Origin of the sequence: Collinsella sp. BIOML-A6, from assembly GCF_009875845.1 — a bacterium.
Classification (GTDB): domain Bacteria; phylum Actinomycetota; class Coriobacteriia; order Coriobacteriales; family Coriobacteriaceae; genus Collinsella; species Collinsella aerofaciens_H.
On record NZ_WWSL01000009.1, the window covers coordinates 1 to 16,328 of the forward strand.

Sequence of the window (16,328 nt, forward strand, 5' to 3'; positions counted from 1 at the left end):
GGCTTGCCCGTATCGTAGGCAATGCGCCGAATGCTCGCCATCGAAATTTATCGATGGCCTATTTCAGACTGTAATGGGCGTCGGCTGTGGCCGATATGCCCCCCTGCGGCAGTTAAGGATGCTCCTTTTGTACCGGCACCTGGAAGCACTCCTGGTGCAGCCAATGAAGACCTCTCCGGATGAATTCCAAGCCGCTCCGCCGCTCCAGACATCGTTTCCGCGCCTCGCGCCTGCTCCAACCAATCAAAACAAGCCCTTTTCGCCGCAACCTCAAAGGTCTGTGGGCAAAAAAGGGCAAATATGAGTACTGTCACCATTTTAGTAACAGCAAAAACAACCAAAAATGACGTCCGAGCGAACCGTATAACCCCCTAAAGCAGCCAACCTGACTGGTTTAAGGCGTATTGGAGTCAGTTTTAATGAACATATTATCTTATATGTTCATTTTCTTCTTGGGTGTAAATGCTATTCACTTAGCAACAGTACTCATATTTGGCATTTTTTGTCCACTTCTAAATAACTAACACCCTATAGCAGGCAAAAACAGGCCGCAGTCCATCGCTGCGGCCTGTTCGGAAGCAAAAGCGGGCGTTAAGCGCCGTAGCCCATCGCTTGCAGCATAAACATGACGACCGTCAGCACCGTAATCACGCCGATAGTCGCCCACGTGAGCACGTTCCACACGCGGCCGTTGCGGTTGGCGCCCATAATGTGGCGATCCGCCGCGATAACCACCTGGAATACCAAGACCACGGGCAGTAGCACGCCGTTGATGACCTGCGAGGTCATCATAATCTGGAACAGATCGACGCCGGGCATAAGCACCAACACGGCAGAGATACCGATGATGGCCGTAATGATGCCGCGGTAAACCGGGGCCTCGTCCCAGCTGCGATCGGCGCCGCGCTCCCAACCAAAAGCCTCGCAGATGGCACTCGACGTAACGCCCGGCAGCACGCAGGCAGCCAAAAAGCTTGCTGCGACCAGACCCGAGGCAAACAATACCGTGGACCACTGGCCCGCGATGGGCTCCAGCGCACGGGCGGCATCGGCGGCATCGCTAATCTGAATACCCGCCGGGAACAGCACCGTACCGGTCGTGATGATAATGAAGCCCGCAATGATATCAGCAGCGATCGAGCCGCTCACGGTATCAATGCGCTGCAGCACGATGTCGTCCTCGCCCGCATTTTTATCGACCACGTTGTTCTGAGCCAAGAAGATCATCCACGGCGCGATGGTGGTACCGATCGTTGCTACCACGAGCGACACGTAGCTGGGATCGTTCTGAATATTGGGGACGACCAAGTCGACCGCGACCTCGCCCCAGTTGGGGCCAGCCATAAACGCAGCGACGATATAGGTCACGAACACGCAGCTTACCAGCAGCAAAATCTTCTCGATGCGCTGGAAACTGCCCGACATGGTAAGCATCCACACCAGCAGCGCCACGAGCGGCACCGAGATGCTCGCCGGAACGCCAAACAGAGCAAGGCCGCTCGCGATACCCGCGAACTCCGAGATGGTCACCGCCGTGTTGGCGATTAACAGCGCCGCCATGGCCAGCACGCTCTTGCGCACGCCAAAGCGCTCGCGAATGAGCGACGCCAGGCCCTTACCCGTGACGCATCCGCAGCGCGCCGCGGTCTCCTGCGTCACGATAAGCAGCACGGTCATGACGGGAAGCATCCAGAGCATCTTATAGCCATAGCTGGCGCCCGCGCTGGAATACGTGGCGATACCGCCGGCGTCGTTACCCGAAAGCGCCGCCAGCAGACCGGGGCCCATAGCGCCAAAGATGGCAGCGATGGTCAGCTTTTGTTTGGTGCTCGGCTTTTGGTTCGTGTTTTGCACGCGACCACCTATCCCATGACCGATATGGTGAGCAGCACCGCAGAGATGCAGTACGCCACACACGAGATCATGACGGCGATGACGTTCATGGCGGTACCCGACGTGTTAAGGTCGTGCTCATCGCGCCAGAACAGCACCATCAGGTAAATCACGGCGCTCATGTTGCCAATCAGACAAATGATGGCCGCGATGTTAAAGCAGCCGGTAAAGAGCTGCTCCTCAAACATAGGGGCATCGGGGAACGCGGTGGTGCGCACCAGCTGCGCACACAGGTAGGTCACGAGCGAAAGGATCAGGCCCATACCCGTGCTCTGGAAGAAGAATCCCAGGTACGGTTTGGGCTCGTCGTCGTGACCGTCGTACTCGAGGAAGTAGTTCTTGACGAACGACACCATGCGCGAGGCAGCCAGCAGCACGAGCGGCATGGCGCACATGGGGAACACCGCCAGATGCGCGGAGCCCAGCGTCGTCCCCAGCACCGTCGCCATAATGCATGAGGCGATGCCCCACACGACAACCCAGTACTGACGATGCACGAACCAGCTGAGCACGTTCGTCGAGTCATCCGATGCGCTATCGCCCGATCCGACACCGGCGATCTGCAGGTCCTCCTGATGCTCCTCGGCGATAACGTCCATGGCGTCGTCGAAGGTTACGATACCCAGGATATGACGGTTCTCATCGCAGACAGGGATGGCAACCAGGTCGTACTTGGTCATCTCGTCCGTCACGTCTTCCTGGTCCTCGTCGGGCGACACGTAAACCAGATCGCGATAGGCGAGCTGGCCCAGCGTGGCGTCGCGGTCGGCCACGATCAGCGTGCGCAGCGAAAGCACGCCCGTCAGCATGCCGCTCGGATCCTCGGTATAGACGTAATAGACACTCTCAAAGTCCTCGTCGAGTTTGCGAATCGCCTCGATAGCATCGCCGACCGTCGCCGAGGCGGGCAGCGAGACAAACTCCGAGGTCATGATGCGGCCGGCGGTGTTGTCCTCGTAGCCCAGCAGATTACGAATCGCCTTCTCCTCCTTGACGCCCATCAGACGCAAGAGCTTCTCGGCCTTCTCATAATCGAGCTCGTCGATCAGGTCGGCAGCGTCGTCCGGGTCCATCATGGCCAGCATCGACGATGCGTCGGTATCGGACAGGCCCTCGAGCATCTCGGTCATGAGCTCGTCGTCATCGAACTCCGAAATGGCCTCGGCGGCTTGGGCGGTATCGAGCTGCGCGAACACCTGCGCGCGCAGGCGCGGGTCGAGCTGCTCGATGATGTCAGCGATGTCGGCAGGATGCAGCTCGCCAAGCGTCTTGTGCGACACCGAGAGCTGGATGTTCTTAGTTGAGCGATCGAGCAGGTCCATGTAAGACCAGGCGATAATGTCCTCGCCAAGCGGCTTGCCCAGGTGCTTCATAAAGCTCTCGACGACGTGCTCGAGCGCGGGGCTGATTGCACGCAGCAGACCGCGGGCGCCGACCTCGGCACCCAGCAGGCGCAGCTGATTTTCGCCCGACATGGAGAACTTGATGTCGTTGACGCGCACGACCTTCATGCCCTGTGTATCGACGATCTGCTTATTGAGAACATCGCGCGCCAGCAACAGCTCGGTCGGCTGCAGATATGAAAAGCGAATGTTGGTGGCAGACGTATTGAGGTACACACCCGTCTCGTCGATACGGTCGACCCATTTGCGCCAGCTGATCATAAACGGCGTCTTGCCGGGACCACGGAACGCGAGCGACGTCACGTGCGGAAAAACTTCGCCGGTTGCAATGCCAAAATCGTTAACCACGCCGAGCTTTTCGCCGTCGACATCCAAGACCGGCAGTTTGAGCATCTCACTCAGATAATTCAATGGTGCTCCCCATCATTATTCCTGCGGACCGCGCGACCATGCCGGCACACAATCCGTGGACTTTTAGATATGTATACGCATGCGCGGGCGGCACACCGCTCGGCGCTCACACCCCGTGCACGCGCAGAAAGCACCTGCATGGGGTCATCGACTGTATGGTCGAGGTTTGGATTTCACCTGTAACCTTTCTCTTGACCCTCATTAACCGCAGTAACTATAACATCAGCATCGCGCTGCGGTACCGAATTTATGCGCTGCACACTGCAGGCATACCAAACGCTGACGTATCCGTGACATAGTCATTGGGGACGTTCTTAAACGACTAGTCGTCGGGGACACTCTTTGCGAGCGGCAGAAAAGGACCGTCCCAAACTGCCGGCAGAAAAGGAACGCCCCCAAGTGCCGGCCGTTGGGGACAGTCCCCAAGTGCCGAGTTTTCGCAAGACTGTCCCACATGGCTAGTCGTTTAAGCACGTCCCCGATGACTACTCTGTGGTGTCATCGTCCTCGGCAAGTTGGGGGAACACGGCGTCCTTGGGCATGGAAACCTTGGTGAGCGAGGTGAGCTTTTTGCTCAATGCCGTGTCCGTCTTGACCAGGTCGCTGAGCGTCACGATCTTGTAGCCGTCGGCGACAAGGCCATCGATAATCTGCGGCAGCGCCTCGAGCATCTGCTCGACGCACTCATCGCTATCGGTGAGCAGCACAATATTGCCCGGCGTCACCGAGTCGAGCACGGTCGATACTTGCTCGTCGGCGCCGTTGAGTAGCCAGTCGCCCGAATCGATATTCCAAGAAACCACGGCGGACACCAGGTCCATCGAGTCGATCCAGTTTTGCTCGTCAAACGCGGCGTAGGGGGCGCGCAGCAACATCGTCTCGACGCCGGTCGCCGACTTAATCGCTTCGGTGCCCTTCGTGATCTGCTTGCGTACCGTCTCGCGATCCTCGCCCTTGAGCGAATCATCGCTGTAGCTGTTGGAGCCGATCTCGCACCCGGCATCGACAATCGCTTTGGCAGTAGCGGGCGAGGCTTCCGCGGCATCGCCCGAAAGGAAGAATGTCGCCGTGACGCCCTTTTCCTTGAGCACCTGTAAGATCTGCTTGGTCGCGCCGCTCGGGCCCTCGTCAAATGTCAGGGCCACGTACTTTTCGTTGCCCTTGGGCGCTACGCTTGCGCACTCGACTACGCAGTCGGTGGCGGGCACGACCTCGCCGCGGTCCTGCGTCTTGCCCGACTGCTCGCCGACCCATACCTCAGAGCGGCCCCGAACACCCCAGGTTTTGACGTACTCAATGGCACCCGTGCCCTCGACCTTAAGCTTGGGCTCGACAGTCTTGGCCTGGACCTCGTGCTTTTCGTACGCGTTGCGGCCGTCCTTAACCGTCACCTTCTCGCCACCCGTAAGCTCGCGACTATTCCATTTGCCTTGCTTCACGCGTTTGCCGTCGACCTTCACCGACAGCTTTTCGCCACCATGGCGCTTGAGCACGCTGTCGTCGACGGCCAGCAGATCGCCGGCGTCGTACGTTTCGGTCAGGCTTTGATCGTCGATAAGATTCTGCAACGTAGAGCCCACGCGCACCGCGGTCTTTTGCCCGTTGAGTTCCACGTCCACGCTGCGGTTGACGTAGCCCACGACGGCAGCGATAAACAGCACGAGCGCGCAGCCCACGGCGATGAGCGCATAGGGCAGGTGGGACGGTCGGCGCGGCGAGCGCCCGTTGCCGATGCGCGCACTGCGATCGCTAAACCCACGGCTATGGTTGAGGTACATCGCGCCGGGCTTACGGCGACGTTGACGCTGACCGCTGGGCAGCTGCCCCAGGTCGCGGCGCGCCGTCGGACGCGCACCCGAGCGCCCGTTTAAGTTAGATCCGTTTTGGCGCATGCGCGCTCCCCCATCAACACAGCGAGCCGGAGCAACATGTCTCCGGCTCGCCTCCCATCATTTGGTACGTCGCTATTTGCTAGCTTTTGACGAGCTCCCGCTCGCCTTTTGATATTCGTCCTTAAAGGCCTTGAACATACCGCGCGTCTTGCCGAGCTGCTTGCCCAGTGCGCGGCTGCCCTTGTCCACGGCAACCGATCCCTTGTCATCGAGCACCTTGGCGCCCTTCTTGACCTTATCGCCCACCACGACACCGGCCTCGGCAGCCCTGGCGACCACGCCGCCCGAATACCCGAGCGCCTTGACCTCGTCCGAGACAATCATCGCGCCGTTCTCGTAGCCGCGCAACATCGTCGGCGGCACCTGCGTGTCGCCCACCAGCACGCTCGAAGCGGCACCGGCGGTCACGTAGAACATCTGCACAATACCCGAGCGCGGCTTGAACTCAACGTCCGAGCAGTAGCCCACGACATCGCCCGATTCCGTGCACACATCCATACCAACCCAGATGATGCAATCGTCCAGGTTGATATCGAGGCGCTTGGCCGCGGCGGCATCGTAGGTGCCCTTGACGTCGTCGACCGCGACAGCGCCCTCATAGACGCCGATGGCATCGAGCGCCACAAAGCGGTCGGGGCGCTCGATCATGCCCGCGATATCGGACTGGCGGACCATAAAGCCCACCACGCGCGTACCGCCCGGGGTAAAGACGGGAAAGTGAATCTTGCCGAGCTTTTTAGGACTGCGCGGCGTGCCGTCCTTTTTGGTGCGCTTGTCTTCGGCAGGCTTACGATAAACCTTGACGCCGACAAAATCCCCTGCGCGCATTATGCCTCGGTCGAGGGCTCCGTGGCCTCGGTGTCGGCCTCAGTGACGTTCTCGACCACGACGTCGGCAGCGGGCGTCACGTTGCCGCCCGAGATGGCGTTGTTGAGCTGCTCGCGAAGCTGGTCCATGCGCTCGCGGGCCAGGTCGACCTTGGCGCGCAGGTCATCGGTCTTGGCGTCGACCATCGGACCAAAGTCGTTGACCGCGGCACGAGCCTCCTCGGCACCGTGCTCGTAGGTGTCACGCATGTTGTCCCAGGCATCGTTGGCGATATCGGCGGCCATGGCGCGGGTCTCGGCACCCGAACGCGGGGCCAGAGCAACGCCGATGATAGCGCCGGCGGCAGCACCAAAGAGCGCACCGGAGACAAAGCTGAAAGTCTTTCCCATGATCATTCCTCTCCTGCGGGCACCTCGATGCCCACCGTTTGAATGCTGTCCATTATACCCGCAGCGCAACACTTGCCGTCGCGCTCATCTGCGTACGGTAAAAGCGCAGGAACATGATGGTGATAAGTGAGCGAACCTACTCCTGCGGCATGGCCGGCATGGCCACCGTGGCGGCCGGGTCTTCGCCGGCGCCATCAACGAGCGGCAGCGTTCCCTCGTGCGCCGAGCCGGACGGAGCCGTTGCCGCGCCACCGAAGACGGCCGCGGGGGCCTCGTGGTTCTCGGCGACCGCGCCCTCGGTATCGATTGGCATCTGCGGCTCGTCGTCAAAGCTCGGGACGTCTTGGGACTCCGCAGGCTCGGACTCAGCAGGCGTCTCGGCAACGGGCTCAGCGTCGACGTCGGCAGGAACGTCGCCCTTGGGCGCATCCTCTGCCACGTCCTCGCCGTTCGCAGCGGCAACGGCCTCGTGCGGATCCTTGCCCTCGGCCTCGGCGCGCATGCCCAGCACCAGGTTGCGTAGGCCCGCGACCGTGCCTTCCACGTCGGGAGCCGGCTGGTCGGCGTGCAGGTACGCCCAGTCCATCATAAAGGTCGCCGACGACAGCGCGCCAATGGCCAACGCGTCATCGGGACACGAAAGCTCGACCTCAAAGACACGCTCGTCATGCTCGCTCACGCGCGTGCGACCGCACGAAATGCTGCCGGCAAGACCGGTCTCGTTCATGAGCTCGACCGTCACGTGCTCCAGCAGGTGGCAAAGCTCGGTCTGGCCCATGCAGTCCTGGAACTCGCGACCCGAATCGCCCAGGCACAGATGCTTGGCAATCGCGGGCACCAGGTAGTACACGCGCGCCGTGGCCTCGATATCCTCCGAGGTCATGAGCGGCATGCCGGGGTTCACCAGCACGTGCGCGCAAATCTTGTCCTCGCTGACGGTGACCTTAAGGATGTTGAACAGGCCTGCCATAACTCTCCCCTACTCGTCCTTGCCCTACTCGTCGCCGTCGTGCGGATCCGCAGAGCCCGCACCCGACGCCGCCGGCTTCTCTGCCGAGGACTCGGAATCCTTCTTATCGGTTTCGGCCGGAGCGATCACGCGAATGAGCGAGATGCGCTGGCCACGCATCGACTGTACCTTGAACTTGTACCCTGCGACCTCAAACACCTCTCCGATGTCGGGCACCGAGTCGCAAAGCTCCAAAATCCAGCCGGCGATGGTCTCATAATCATCGCTTTCCTCGAGCGGCCAACCAAGCTCAATCGCGTCATCGCACGAAAAACGCCCATCGACGAGCCACTCACGGCGCGAGAGGCGCGTGAGATACTTGTTGTCGGGGTCGAACTCGTCCTCGATCTCGCCGACGATCTCCTCGACGATGTCCTCGATGGTGATAATGCCGGCCGTGCCACCGTACTCGTCCACGACGACCACGATCTGGTCGTGCGAAGTCTGCATCTCGGACAGCAACGGCAGGATATCCTTGGTGTCGGGCACAAAGGTGGCGTCGCGCAGATAATCGGCGATGGGCTGGTCACCCTTGCCGTCGAGCGCGGGCTGGATCAGGTCCTTGATGTGCGCGATGCCCGCGACGTTGTCGGGGTCCTCGTGATACACCGGGATGCGGCTGAAGCCGGTCTGGCGCATGGTGGACAGCACGTCGGCGACCGTCTCGTCGTCCTCACACATGGTGGTGTCCACGCGCGGCACCATGACCTCGCGGGCAACGGTGTCGCCCAGGTCGAAGATCTCGTGGATCATGCGCTTTTCCTCGTCGAGCAGGTCGTCCTGCTCCGAGACCATGTACTTGATCTCTTCCTCCGAGACGTTCTGGCGGTCATCGGCGCTCTTGATGCGCAGGATGCGGGCCAGGCCATCGGAGCAAGCGCCGGTCAGCCACACGAGCGGATGGGCGATCTTTTGGAACACGGAGAGCGGTCCCACAACCTGCTTGGATACGCCCTCGGCGTTAGCGAGACCGATGCGCTTGGGCACGAGCTCGCCGATCACGATGGACACAAAAGCGACGGCGACGGTGATGATGACCGGCGCCAGGCCGCGCGCGATGGCGGAAAGCGGCGCGATGCCAAAGCTCATGAGCCACGCGGCAAGCGGGTCGGACAGGCTCGTCGACGCGACGGCGGACGAGGCAAAGCCCACGAGCGTGATGGCGACCTGGATGGTGGCCAACAGCTGATCGGAATCGGCGGCGAGCTGGATGGCGCGCTCGGCGCGCTTATCGCCCTCCTCGGCATCGTGCTCCAACACGGCGCGCTTAGCCGTGGTGAGAGCCATCTCGGACATGGAGAAGTAGCCGTTGATAAGCGTCAGGACGAGCGTGGTAATAAGGGAGATGGTTATGTCCATCGGGAGTTTCTCGAACCTCCAAGATTCGGGACGTTAGGCAGTAGGCGTAGGTGACGGATAGGGCAGTTGCGCCCGGCGGCCGCTTGGATGGGTCCGCGGGCACAGATGCGATCGCTAGATTACGAAGAGGATCACTGCCATGAACTGGAAGATGCTGCCGGCAAGCACCCACAAGTGGAAAACACTGTGCAGATAGCGCACGTTTTTGGCGATATAGAACGGCACGCCCACGGTATAGCACACGCCGCCGACGGCGAGCAGGGCAAGCGCGACGGGATTCAGCAGCGCCACAAGCGCGGGCAGCTTAAAGACGACAAGCCAGCCCATCAGCAGGTAGACCAAGCCGCTTACCCAGTGTGGCTGACGCTCGCGCAAAAAGCACTCGAGTGCTATGCCGATGATGGCGATGGCCCACACGGCAAAGAACAGTATGGCCCCGCCGTCATTCGCCAGCGTGATAAGGCAAAACGGCGTATAGCTGCCGGCTATGAGCAGGTAGATGCAGCTGTGGTCGATGATGCGAAACACGCGCTTGGCACCCGCGGGCTGAATCGCGTGGTAAAGCGTGGAGGCCAAGTATTCGAGGATGATACTGACGCCGTAGACGATCGCCGCGGCCATGTGGGCCGGGCCTCCGCCGCGCAGGGCAGCGAATACGATCAGAAGCACGAGGCCTGCAATGCCCAGCAGGCATCCGACACCATGGGTGACGGAGTTCATAATCTCCTCGCCCACCGTGTACTGCGGAACGGCCGCGGCCTTAGGTCGCGGCTTGGAACTGTCGCTCGAATCGGACATGCCGGTTACATCCTCCAACGTAAATGGTTCTCAACACTATATCAAAGCGTCTGGATACGTGCGAAATTTGCACCTTACGTGACCCTTTGTTTACCCATTCTTTGCTTGTTGACGCATCAACGGCGAACGTCCATAATGCGCTTCGTTTAATTGTTGATGTATCACCATCTTTAAGGAGAACCGAAAATGTCTCAACGCGCACACCCCCATCGAAAGATTAAGATAACCGTCGCTGTTGTGCTGGCGCTCTTTGTCACGTTGCTCGGATTTGCCGGCAACTTCTTGTTTGACTTTGCCCTGAACCCCCAAGCGCCGTACACCATGAAGATGATGCAGGACGGCAAGGACGCCGAAAAAGGCGAGCAGCCGGATGCCGAGGAAACCGAGGCACGGGCGTGGTTTAAGGAAAACCGCGAGAGCAGCAGCCTCATCGCGGACGACGGGACCAAGCTTGCCGCCTGGTATTTTGCTGCGTCGGAGAGCACGCACGACTACGCCGTCTGCCTGCATGGATATACCAACGAGCCCATCGGTATGGCCCGATACGTCAAGCGATTCCACGACCGCGGCATGAACGTACTCGCACCCGCCGCCCGCGCCCACGAGCGCTCCGGCGGCGACTATATCGGCATGGGCTGGCCCGAGCGCCTCGACATCGTCGCATGGATCGAGCGAATCGTTCAGGCTGACACCGAGGCGCGTATCCTGGTCTTTGGCGAGTCGATGGGTGCGGCGACCGCCATGAACGTCGCGGGGGAATCTCTGCCCGCAAACGTGAAATGCATTATCGAAGACTGCGGTTATACGAGTGTTTGGGACGAGTTTTCTCTGCAGCTCAAGGATGTGTTCGGCCTGCCCAGCTTTCCCTTGCTCGATGTAGCAAACTTGGTGTGCAACGTGCGTGCGGGCTACGACTTTCATAAGGCGAGCAGTGTGGAGCAACTCAAACACGCGACGGTTCCCATGCTTTTTATACACGGCGACCAGGACGCCTTTGTACCGTACAGCATGCTCGACCAAAACTACGACGCGTGCGCCAGCAAGGTCAAGCAAAAGCTCACTATCCATGGCGCCACCCACGCCAAGAGTGCACAGGTCGACCCCGAACTCTACTGGAGCACGGTCGACAACTTCCTCGACAAGAATTATTAGGAAAAAAGCAACGCCTGGGGATTTATCTGACCCCCTCTTTTCGGAAGTATGCGGCAAAATCTGAACTTGCCGACCATACCCCTGTTTCGCACCTGATTTTCCTGCGGTTTTGTCGGCAAAAAACGCCGTGTGCTCGGCGGTCTCAGAATTTGCCGCATACTTCCGAAAAGCCGCCTACGAGCACCGTGCTCGCAGGCGGCTTTTGCTTACGTTGCGCAACAAAGACGCTTGTTTTGTCCAATAGCTAGGCTTTACTTGACCTCGATGAGCTCGTACTCGCTCGTACCCAGGCCGATCTTCTCAGCATGCGCGATGCACGCGCGCCAGTCGGTGTCGGGATGCGTGATGCAGAAGGGGTCACGCGCCTGCTCGCCCTCCAGATGCTCGTGATTGTGCTCCATCTTGGCGGCGCTATCGGTGAGCTCGGTGTTGGGCAGCGGCTCGGATGCCATGACGGCATCGGCGCAGGCCTGGTCGATGGCGACCGGGTCGAAGCTCGCGAACATGCCGATATCGTTGACGATGGGCGTGTCGTTTTCGGGATGGCAATCGCAGTTGGGGCTGATATCCATGGCAAGCGAAATATGGAAGCTGGGGCGGCCGTCGACAACGGCCTTCGTATACTCGGCGATCTTGTGGTTGAGCACGTCGGCCGCAGCGTCATAGCCGGGCTTGATGGCATCCTGGTTGCACACGCCGATGCAGCGGCCACAGCCCACGCAGCAATCGTGGTCGATGGCAGCCACGTGCACCGTGCGAGTAGCGCCGCTGGCAAGTTCGCGCTCGCGGGTGTCGTCGAACGAGATAGCGTTGTGCGCGCAGATCTTTTCGCAGGCACGGCAGCCAACGCAGTGCTCGGTCGCGACGTTCGGCTTGCCGGAGGCATGCTGCTCCATCTTGCCGGCACGGCTGCCGCCTCCCATGCCCAGGTTCTTCATGGCACCGCCAAAGCCAGCCTGCTCATGACCCTTAAAGTGAGTGAGGCTAATCACGATATCGGCATCCATGAGTGCCTGACCGATCTTGGCTTCGCGCACGTACTCGCCGCCCTCGACCGGGACGAGCGCCTCGTCGGTACCCTTGAGTCCGTCGGCGATGATGATCTGGCAACCCGTGGCATACGGGGTAAAGCCGTTCTGGTAGGCGGTGTCGATGTGCTCGAGCGCGTTTTTGCGGCTGCCGACATAAAGCGTGTTGCAGTCGGTGAGGAAGGGCTTGCCGCCCAGCTCCTTCACGACATCCGCTACGGCGCGGGCATAGTTGGGGCGCAAAAAGCTCAGGTTGCCCAGCTCGCCAAAGTGAATCTTGATAGCGACGAACTTGTTCTCAAAGTCGATCTGCTCAATACCGGTGCGACGGATGAGGCGCTTGAGCTTGTCGAGCTGGCTCTCGCGAGCATGCGTGCGCAGGTTGGTGAAGTACACCTTAGCGGGCGCCGCGGGTGCAGTTGCGGTCATAGATTTATCCCCTCGGTCTATATGGCGTTACAGACATAAGGGGATGGTACCCGTTGAAGTAGGGTCAAAGTCAAGCGCAACACCTAGGTGCTCATTGGGGACAGACTTAAATGAGTACCGCTAGGGACGCTCTTTCGCCACCCGCCACCCGGCAGTTGGGGACGTTCCCTTTCTGCCGGCAGTTGGGGACAGTCCTTGCCAACCCGACCGGCGAGCCGACGATCCGACAAAGACTGTCCCCAATGGTTAGTCGTTTAAGAACGTCCCCGATGACTACTCTTGGACTTTGAGAGCTTCGGCCAGGCTCACGCGCTTGATGGAACGCATGTGCAGCAGCGCCACGATCAGGTAGGTCGCAAAGCCAATGCCCACGCACACCGCCATGGACCAAGCTGGCACGTAGATCTCGATATTGCCGCTATAGGCAAGCAGCATGGAGCGGAAGATGGCCGTGAGCGAGCCGATGATCAATGGCAGGCTCAGCACGAGCGACGCCGCCACGCACAGCGTGATCGAGCGGATGTACAGATGCGAGATCTCGGTATCTCGATAGCCAAAGACCTTCATGTAGCTAATCGACCGGGCGCTATGGTCGATAACGGCCTTGGTCAGCAGGTACATAAACAGCAGGAAGATAAACACCGCGAGCCCGACCATCATGCCGATCATTTTGCTCATCATGCCGATGAATTGGTCGCCCACGGCGCGCATGTCGTCGGGGGTGGTGTCGCCGGCAAAGTAACGAGCATCGAGGTCGAGCTTCTCGTCGCTTACATAGCCGTTGAAGTAGGCGGCATCGTTGCCGAACAGCTCGTTAAAGTCATCGATGCCCATATAGATATTCATGTCCGACTTGGAGCCCCAGGCACAGTCCTTGCCCGCGTACTCAAGGGAATAACCCTGAGCCTTGTACTTGTCACGCAACTCAACCTTCTGACCCTCGCTCCAGCCAAACTTATCGAGCAGACCGCCGCCAAAGACGACGCGGCCGTCGCCGACATCGAGGTTCTTCCAGTAGCGCGAGTTGGGCGAGATGCCGTAGACGGAAATGGCCTCCTCGCCGTTTCCGTTGCCGCGGTCGTACTGCAACTGGTAGACAGCGTATTTCTCGGCCTGTGCAATCTTAGCCGCACCGTTGTCGGTCGTGTTAACCGGGTGAATGTCGCCGTTGTCAGCGTCAATCCTCGAAGCCTTTTCAATCAGATCGATGACAGTGTCGCGGTCGCAGCCAAGGGCAACGGCCACGTCATCGAGGCGCGCGTAGAACGTATCCTTCTTGTCCTGAACGTTTGCGAGCGCACGTTGCGCCGCAGACAGGCTCTCGGCAGACGGAGAGTTGGCTGCGGCATCGGCTGCTGCCTGTGCGGCATCGGCCGCGTCATCGAGCTCGTCGCTGGCATTCTGGACGGCGGAGAGCAATGCACCGTCCACTGACTGCAAGCGCTCGAGCGCCGCCCACTGCCCACGCTCCTCGGCGGTGCCCTTGAGCTCTAGCGGGGCTTTGAGCGTGTACTGATGTTCGGCGACCAGGCTCGTCTCCAGGTTGTCCGCATAGTGCGTCATCGTGGGCAGAATCGCCAGGCCAAAAAGCATCAGCAGCGATGCAAACGCAATGCCCACGAAGAGCGTGGCGAAGTTGCCCAGGTTGCGCAGGAAGATGCGCAGGCGAAAGCGGGGCACAAAACCCATGCGTTCCGGCAGCTGCAGACCGCGCTTAGTACCCGACTTGCCGCTCGCCTCGTGACGAAGGAACTGCAACGGCGTCTTACCCATCTTGTGAAGCAGGCCCACGAGCGTAATGAGAATGAGTGCAGCGGCGGGAACCACGGCACACTTGACGAAGATTTCCCAGCTCCAGTACACCTGGAAGGGCGGCAGGCTGTACGAGCCGTAATACAGGCTACGCATGGGCTCGGTAAAGAACGCAACGCCGAGCGCGGTGCCCAATAGCGCCGCGACCACGCCGACGATGGCGGGAAGCGCAAGGTAGTGCAGCACGATCTCGCGTCGACGATAGCCGCTAGCGAGCAGCGTGCCGATGATGGCGCTCTCTTCCTCGATGGTGGCATCGGTAAGGACCACAAAGACAAACGCCATGATCACGATGATGATGTCGAGCAACGTCGTCCACATCATAGAGTCGCCGTCCACGTCGTCGCGCGCATAGCCAATACCCTGGTTGGAATCGGCATCGATAAGATCGTCAACGCGTGCATCGGCATCTGCCAGTGCCTCGACCATATCCTGTTCGGCATCGGTACGGTCCGCGGTGGAGAGGTCACGGTCGTTAAAGGTAAAGGAGTACGTATAGGCGGGCGCGCCGCCGGCATCCTCGAGCGCGGCAAAACCGGCATCGGTAACCTCGGCAACGCCATACGTAATGGTGTTCACCGTAAAGTCCGAATTGTTGAGGAACAATGCCTGGCTATCAGGCTGCGTCATGATGCCGCAGATGGTATAGGTGCGACCCTCGAGCTCGATCCTATCGCCCACGGCGAGGTCATTGTTGGTGGCAAAGACGCGGTCGATGGCCACCTCGTCGTCCGCCTTAGGCTGCTTGCCTTCGCAATAGGACGCAATGTCGACCTTGGTGCGATGCGCATAGGCGCGCAGGGTGCGCTTGGTACCATCGTCGCCGGCGGTCTTTTTGATGAGGGCATCGATGGAGAAATTCTTGTAGAGTGTGACGCCACCGACGTCCCCCGCCGCGTCTTCGGCAGCCTTGAGCTGCTCGTCGGTGGCCTCGAAGGAGGTGGTCACGCGGCCGTCCTCAATCGTGTAGTCGTCGCGCATGTCGTCGATAAGGCAGCCAATGGAATGCGCTGCGAGCAAAAAGCCCGACGTGAGGGCGATGCTTCCGCACATAAGCAAGAAGATGCCCAGGTACTTGCCGATATTGCGGCGCAGCTCGCGCGGGAGACGTTTTGCGAGGGGTGTCATGGCGCCGCCTACCAGTCGAGATCGGCGGCAGCGACGGGCGACTCGTTGAGCTCATCCTCGACGATACGGCCGTCGCGCAGGCGCAGCACGCGGTTGGCCATGCGAGCGATGGCGGCGTTGTGCGTGACGATGATGATGGTGCAGCCGTAGGCGCGGTTGACATCCTCCATGAGCTGCAGGATTTCCTTGGACGTCTTATAGTCGAGCGCGCCCGTGGGCTCGTCGCACAGCAGCAGGCCCGGGTTTTTGACGAGTGCGCGGCCGATGGCACAGCGCTGCTGCTGACCGTCCGAGACCTGGCGCGGGAACTTGTTGCGGTGCTCGTAGAGGCCCAGCGAACGCAGCAGGTCGTCGACATTGAGCGGGTTTTTGGACAGGTGCGCCGTGACCTCAATGTTCTCCTTGATGGTGAGATCGGACACCAGGTTGTAGAACTGGAAGACAAAGCCCAGTTCGCGGCGTCGGTATTCGCCCAGGTCTCCGGCCTTGAGCACGGTAAGGTCGCAGCCGTCCACCAGAATAGAGCCGGCGTCGGCATCCTCCAGGCCGCCAATGAGGTTGAGGAAGGTCGACTTGCCCGAGCCCGAGGGTCCCAGCATGACGCAGATCTCGCCGCGGTTGATGGACGCATCGATGCCGTCGAGCACCGTCAGACGTGCGTCACCGTCGCCGTAGTGTTTCTTGAGCCCGCTGACCTGGACATAGGCTTGCTTTGTCGCCATTCTACCCACCATTGTTAGCCTGCTGATACTTTTATGAGGTAATAGTAAACCAAGGTCAACTATTTTTGGGCGAGA

Annotated in this window: 12 protein-coding genes; 1 reads left to right on the forward strand and 11 read right to left on the reverse strand. The window is 60.2% G+C overall.

The window, feature by feature from the left end; all coding sequences use genetic code 11:
* Positions 1–591: 591 nt before the first annotated feature.
* From GT495_RS04285 to GT495_RS04320, 8 genes are all read right to left on the reverse strand, one after another.
* On the reverse strand, positions 592–1,788 hold the full coding sequence (locus GT495_RS04285; RefSeq protein ID WP_152074551.1) for an Nramp family divalent metal transporter: 1,197 nt from the start codon (positions 1,786–1,788) through the stop codon (positions 592–594).
* A 74-nt stretch (positions 1,789–1,862) separates the two neighbouring features.
* The gene (locus tag GT495_RS04290; protein WP_161161624.1) at positions 1,863–3,707 is read right to left on the reverse strand and encodes a magnesium transporter; all 1,845 of its coding nucleotides are present in this window, start codon (positions 3,705–3,707) and stop codon (positions 1,863–1,865) included.
* A gap of 485 nt (positions 3,708–4,192) precedes the next feature.
* Positions 4,193–5,599 (reverse strand): polysaccharide deacetylase family protein, encoded by a 1,407-nt coding sequence (locus tag GT495_RS04295; RefSeq protein ID WP_240128096.1) that lies wholly within the window; start codon positions 5,597–5,599, stop codon positions 4,193–4,195.
* Between the two features lie 72 nt (positions 5,600–5,671).
* Complete coding sequence (locus GT495_RS04300; RefSeq protein WP_161161625.1) at positions 5,672–6,427, reverse strand: PRC-barrel domain containing protein; 756 nt, start codon at positions 6,425–6,427, stop codon at positions 5,672–5,674.
* Positions 6,427–6,816 carry a YtxH domain-containing protein gene (locus GT495_RS04305; protein WP_152074498.1) on the reverse strand — a complete coding sequence of 130 codons (390 nt, stop codon included), beginning with the start codon at positions 6,814–6,816 and terminating at the stop codon, positions 6,427–6,429. Before GT495_RS04305 ends, GT495_RS04300 begins: the two co-directional genes overlap by 1 nt.
* A gap of 136 nt (positions 6,817–6,952) precedes the next feature.
* Positions 6,953–7,786 (reverse strand): hypothetical protein, encoded by an 834-nt coding sequence (locus GT495_RS10840; protein WP_240128095.1) that lies wholly within the window; start codon positions 7,784–7,786, stop codon positions 6,953–6,955.
* Between the two features lie 24 nt (positions 7,787–7,810).
* On the reverse strand, positions 7,811–9,184 hold the full coding sequence (locus GT495_RS04315) for a hemolysin family protein (RefSeq protein ID WP_161161626.1): 1,374 nt from the start codon (positions 9,182–9,184) through the stop codon (positions 7,811–7,813).
* 114 nt (positions 9,185–9,298) lie between these two features.
* Positions 9,299–9,982 carry a hemolysin III family protein gene (locus GT495_RS04320; protein WP_187323830.1) on the reverse strand — a complete coding sequence of 228 codons (684 nt, stop codon included), beginning with the start codon at positions 9,980–9,982 and terminating at the stop codon, positions 9,299–9,301.
* A gap of 186 nt (positions 9,983–10,168) precedes the next feature.
* Here GT495_RS04320 and GT495_RS04325 point away from each other — a divergent pair, with 186 nt between their 5' ends.
* Entirely contained in the window at positions 10,169–11,134 is a 966-nt protein-coding gene (locus tag GT495_RS04325) for an alpha/beta hydrolase (protein ID WP_161161627.1), read from the forward strand.
* Positions 11,135–11,385: 251 nt separating this feature from the next.
* Here GT495_RS04325 and GT495_RS04330 read toward each other — a convergent pair whose 3' ends face one another.
* From GT495_RS04330 to GT495_RS04340, 3 genes are all read right to left on the reverse strand, one after another.
* Positions 11,386–12,591 carry a DUF362 domain-containing protein gene (locus GT495_RS04330; protein WP_161161628.1) on the reverse strand — a complete coding sequence of 402 codons (1,206 nt, stop codon included), beginning with the start codon at positions 12,589–12,591 and terminating at the stop codon, positions 11,386–11,388.
* A 273-nt stretch (positions 12,592–12,864) separates the two neighbouring features.
* Positions 12,865–15,531, reverse strand: coding sequence for an ABC transporter permease (locus GT495_RS04335; protein WP_161161629.1), 2,667 nt, complete (start codon positions 15,529–15,531; stop codon positions 12,865–12,867).
* 8 nt (positions 15,532–15,539) lie between these two features.
* Positions 15,540–16,253, reverse strand: a complete 714-nt coding sequence (locus GT495_RS04340; RefSeq protein WP_240128094.1) for an ABC transporter ATP-binding protein — start codon at positions 16,251–16,253, stop codon at positions 15,540–15,542.
* Between the last annotated feature and the right edge of the window lie 75 nt (positions 16,254–16,328).

Excerpts from the sequence above, each read along its gene's own strand:
- GT495_RS04330 (WP_161161628.1), bottom strand. The coding sequence starts at position 12,591 with ATGACCGCAACTGCACCCGCGGCGCCCGCTAAGGTGTACTTCACCAAC.
- GT495_RS04285 (WP_152074551.1), bottom strand. The coding sequence starts at position 1,788 with ATGGGCCCCGGTCTGCTGGCGGCGCTTTCGGGTAACGACGCCGGCGGT.
- GT495_RS04315 (WP_161161626.1), bottom strand. The coding sequence starts at position 9,184 with ATGGACATAACCATCTCCCTTATTACCACGCTCGTCCTGACGCTTATC.
- GT495_RS04325 (WP_161161627.1), top strand. The coding sequence starts at position 10,169 with ATGTCTCAACGCGCACACCCCCATCGAAAGATTAAGATAACCGTCGCT.
- GT495_RS04320 (WP_187323830.1), bottom strand. The coding sequence starts at position 9,982 with ATGTCCGATTCGAGCGACAGTTCCAAGCCGCGACCTAAGGCCGCGGCC.
- GT495_RS04295 (WP_240128096.1), bottom strand. The coding sequence starts at position 5,599 with ATGCGCCAAAACGGATCTAACTTAAACGGGCGCTCGGGTGCGCGTCCG.
- GT495_RS10840 (WP_240128095.1), bottom strand. The coding sequence starts at position 7,786 with ATGGCAGGCCTGTTCAACATCCTTAAGGTCACCGTCAGCGAGGACAAG.
- GT495_RS04335 (WP_161161629.1), bottom strand. The coding sequence starts at position 15,531 with ATGACACCCCTCGCAAAACGTCTCCCGCGCGAGCTGCGCCGCAATATC.
- GT495_RS04300 (WP_161161625.1), bottom strand. The coding sequence starts at position 6,427 with ATGCGCGCAGGGGATTTTGTCGGCGTCAAGGTTTATCGTAAGCCTGCC.
- GT495_RS04340 (WP_240128094.1), bottom strand. The coding sequence starts at position 16,253 with ATGGCGACAAAGCAAGCCTATGTCCAGGTCAGCGGGCTCAAGAAACAC.
- GT495_RS04305 (WP_152074498.1), bottom strand. The coding sequence starts at position 6,816 with ATGGGAAAGACTTTCAGCTTTGTCTCCGGTGCGCTCTTTGGTGCTGCC.